We start from the raw sequence: 3,226 nt of genomic DNA, 5'->3' as shown, positions 1-3,226 counted from the left end.
ATGAACCTGAGCTCGCCAGAGAACCTCATCCACATAGATATTGCCAAGTCCAGCTACCAAAGTCTGGTCCAAAAGATGGGATTTGATAGGCTTTTGGACTTGGCTAGGGCAGCTTGAAAGACCTGTAAATCAAAGTCTTGTTCGCTTGGTTCAGGACCTAATTTTTTAGAAATAAAGTAGGCGTCTAAAAGGTCAGGAGCCAAGAGTTCCATAGTACCAAACTTGCGAACATCCTCATAAACAAGCGTGCCACCATCCTCAAATTGGAAGAAAACATGGGCATGCTTGCGTTCAGGTGCTTGGTCTGGATAGTAAAAATACTTACCCTCCATCCGTAGATGGGAAATCAAGACCTTGTTTGTCAGGCAGAAAAGCAAATATTTTCCACGACGTCCCATTGACTCAACAATCTGACCAGGCACTTCCTTTTGAAACTCGTCCAAATCCGTCTTAATCATCTTGGGATAACGAATTTCTACACTCGAAATCTTCTTTCCCAAAATCAATTTTTCTAAGCCACGTCGAACGGTTTCAACCTCAGGTAATTCAGGCATAAGTCCTCCTTCTGTAAAAACAAGAAGCAGGCATGAGCCCACCTCTACTTAGTATTCTTTTTCATTATAGCCAAAGTCAGCCAAATCTAGCTTTTTATCGCGCCAGTTTTTCTTGACCTTGACCCATGTTTCTAGGAAGACCTTGTCTCCTAGCATAAGTTCGATATCACGACGGGCCATACTACCGATTTTCTTAAGCATAGCGCCACCTTTACCGATGATAATCCCTTTTTGGCTATCGCGCTCGACCATGATGGTTGCACGGATGTGAACCTTGTCTGTCTCTTCGTCTCGTTTCATAGAATCCACAACTACTGCGACAGAATGCGGAATCTCTTCACGAGTTAGGTGCAAGACTTTCTCGCGAACCATTTCTGAAACCAAGAAACGTTCTGGATGGTCTGTGATTTGATCAGACGGGAAATACTGAAAACCTTCATCCAGATTTTCACTCAAAATATCCACTAGACGAGAGACGTTATTTCCTTGAAGGGCTGAGATTGGAACAATTTCCTTGAAGTCCATTTGGTTACGGAAATCATCAATCTGAGACAAAAGCTGGTCTGGATGAACCTTATCAATCTTGTTCACCACCAAAATCACAGGAACCTTAGCATCCTTGAGACGCTCGATAATCATGTCATCCCCCTTACCACGCGCTTCATCAGCAGGCACCATAAAAAGAACGGTATCCACTTCGCGAAGGGTACTGTAGGCAGACTCAACCATGAAATCTCCTAGAGCTGTTTTAGGCTTGTGAATCCCTGGTGTGTCGATAAAGACGATTTGTTCCTTATCAGTCGTGTAAATTCCCATGATTTTGTTGCGCGTTGTCTGCGCCTTGTCACTCATGATGGCAATCTTTTGCCCCATGACATGATTTAAAAAAGTTGACTTCCCAACGTTGGGACGTCCTAAAATGGCTACAAAGCCTGATTTAAAAGTCATAATTTCCTCTTACTGTTTAAAATATTAAGTCCCAGATTCGTGGGAGAAAAATCAATGCGCCTGTTAAGGCTGCGAAAAGAGAGACCACTAATACCGCGCCAGCCGCCATATCCTTGGCATTTTTAGCCAGCATGGAAAAGTGATAGTGACTGGCTAAATCCACCACATTTTCGATAGCAGAATTGATAATTTCAAAGGCTACTACCAAGAAAATGCTCAATAGGAGAAAGAGCCATTCGATTCGTGACACCTGAAAAACAAAACCTGCAAGGATGACCACAAGAGCCGTCACTGCATGTTTTCGCATATTGCGTTCTTCCTTGATGGCAGTAAAAATTCCTGTGAGAGCAAATTCTAAACTGGATATCAGGTCACGATTTTTCCATTTTCGTTTATTGTCTTGTGAGTCCATAGGCTGTCAAAATTTCTTCTTGTAAACCGAACATCTCCGCTTCTTCTTCCGGAGTGTAGTGATCATAGCCGTTGATATGTAAAAAGCCGTGTACTGCCAAGAAGCCCATCTCACGCTCAAAGCTGTGACCATATTCCTCAGCCTGCTCATGAGCCTTATCGATAGAGATGAACAATTCCCCAATATAGGCATCAAACTCAGACATCATCTCTGCCAATTCCGGATTTTCAAGTAAATCCTCTTCGTCAAAGACAATTTCCAATTCTGGTTTATACTCAAGGCTGATGACATCTGTCGGACGGTCTGTGTCACGGTACTCCAGATTGAGTTCATGACTACGTTCATTAGTCACAAAAGTGACTGCCATCTCCTTGTCTTCTTTGCCTAATTTTTGGGCTGCAAATTCCAAAATTTCTTGGGTTTGTTGCAACATTTCTTTTGAAACTTGACCAGTTTCATCTACCATTTCAATATACATGTGCTTCTCGTTTCTCTTTACTTGGCTTTATTATACCACATTTCCATGATTTTATTCTACCTTTTTGATATAATACTATGGAATACAATCACAAGGAGAGAACGATGTCATTTGACGGATTTTTTTTACATCACATGGTTGAGGAATTGCGAAGAGAGTTAGTGAATGGTCGCATTCAGAAAATCAATCAACCTTTTGAACAAGAATTGGTCTTGCAAATCCGCAGCAATCGCCAAAGCCATCGCCTGCTCCTTTCTGCCCATCCAGTTTTTGGACGCATTCAGCTGACCCAAACGACTTTTGAAAACCCAGCCCAGCCTTCTACCTTTATCATGGTTTTAAGAAAATATTTGCAGGGTGCCCTAATTGAGTCGATTGAGCAAGTGGAAAATGACCGTATTGTGGAAATGACAGTTTCCAATAAAAACGAGATTGGAGACCATATTCAGGCTACCTTGATTATCGAAATCATGGGCAAACACAGTAATATTCTACTGGTTGATAAAAGCAGTCATAAAATCCTCGAAGTTATTAAACACGTCGGCTTTTCACAAAATAGCTACCGTACCTTGCTGCCTGGGTCTACCTACATCGCTCCGCCAAGTACGGAATCTCTCAATCCTTTCACGATCAAGGATGAAAAGCTCTTTGAAATCCTTCAAACACAGGAAACGACCGCTAAGAACCTTCAAAGCCTCTTTCAAGGTCTGGGACGCGATACGGCAAATGAATTGGAAAACATTCTGGTTAGTGAAAAACTTTCCACTTTCCGAAACTTTTTCAATCAAGAAACCAAGCCATGCTTGACTGAGACTTCCTTCAGTCCAGTTCCTT

At 42.1% G+C, this 3,226-nt stretch carries 3 protein-coding genes and 2 pseudogenes; 1 reads left to right on the top strand and 4 read right to left on the bottom strand.

The features are described from left to right. From mutM to ybeY, 4 genes and pseudogenes are all read right to left on the bottom strand, one after another. A pseudogene (mutM, locus tag SMIDD26_RS04125) lies at window positions 1-554 on the bottom strand (DNA-formamidopyrimidine glycosylase); the annotation flags it as partial. A gap of 48 nt (window positions 555-602) precedes the next feature. Beyond that, window positions 603-1,502: a GTPase Era gene (gene era, locus SMIDD26_RS04120; RefSeq protein ID WP_061439097.1), complete on the bottom strand. Its 900-nt coding sequence runs from the start codon at window positions 1,500-1,502 to the stop codon at window positions 603-605. Between the two features lie 16 nt (window positions 1,503-1,518). Continuing rightward, window positions 1,519-1,914 (bottom strand): diacylglycerol kinase family protein, encoded by a 396-nt coding sequence (locus SMIDD26_RS04115; RefSeq protein WP_000378165.1) that lies wholly within the window; start codon window positions 1,912-1,914, stop codon window positions 1,519-1,521. Continuing rightward, entirely contained in the window at window positions 1,895-2,392 is a 498-nt protein-coding gene (gene ybeY, locus SMIDD26_RS04110) for an rRNA maturation RNase YbeY (RefSeq protein ID WP_050087424.1), read from the bottom strand. The genes SMIDD26_RS04115 and ybeY overlap by 20 nt, the downstream gene beginning before the upstream one ends. Window positions 2,393-2,496: 104 nt before the next feature. On the opposite strand from ybeY, the pseudogene pavA reads away from it, so the two are divergent. Continuing rightward, window positions 2,497-3,226: pseudogene (gene pavA / locus SMIDD26_RS04105) on the top strand (Rqc2 family fibronectin-binding protein PavA); the annotation flags it as partial.

The sequence above is a fragment of the Streptococcus mitis genome, from assembly GCF_001579035.1.
In the GTDB taxonomy this organism is placed as follows: Bacteria; Bacillota; Bacilli; order Lactobacillales; family Streptococcaceae; genus Streptococcus; species Streptococcus mitis_J.
Note: the sequence above shows the minus strand (reverse complement) of the source record. Positions and strands in the feature narration are given on the sequence as shown.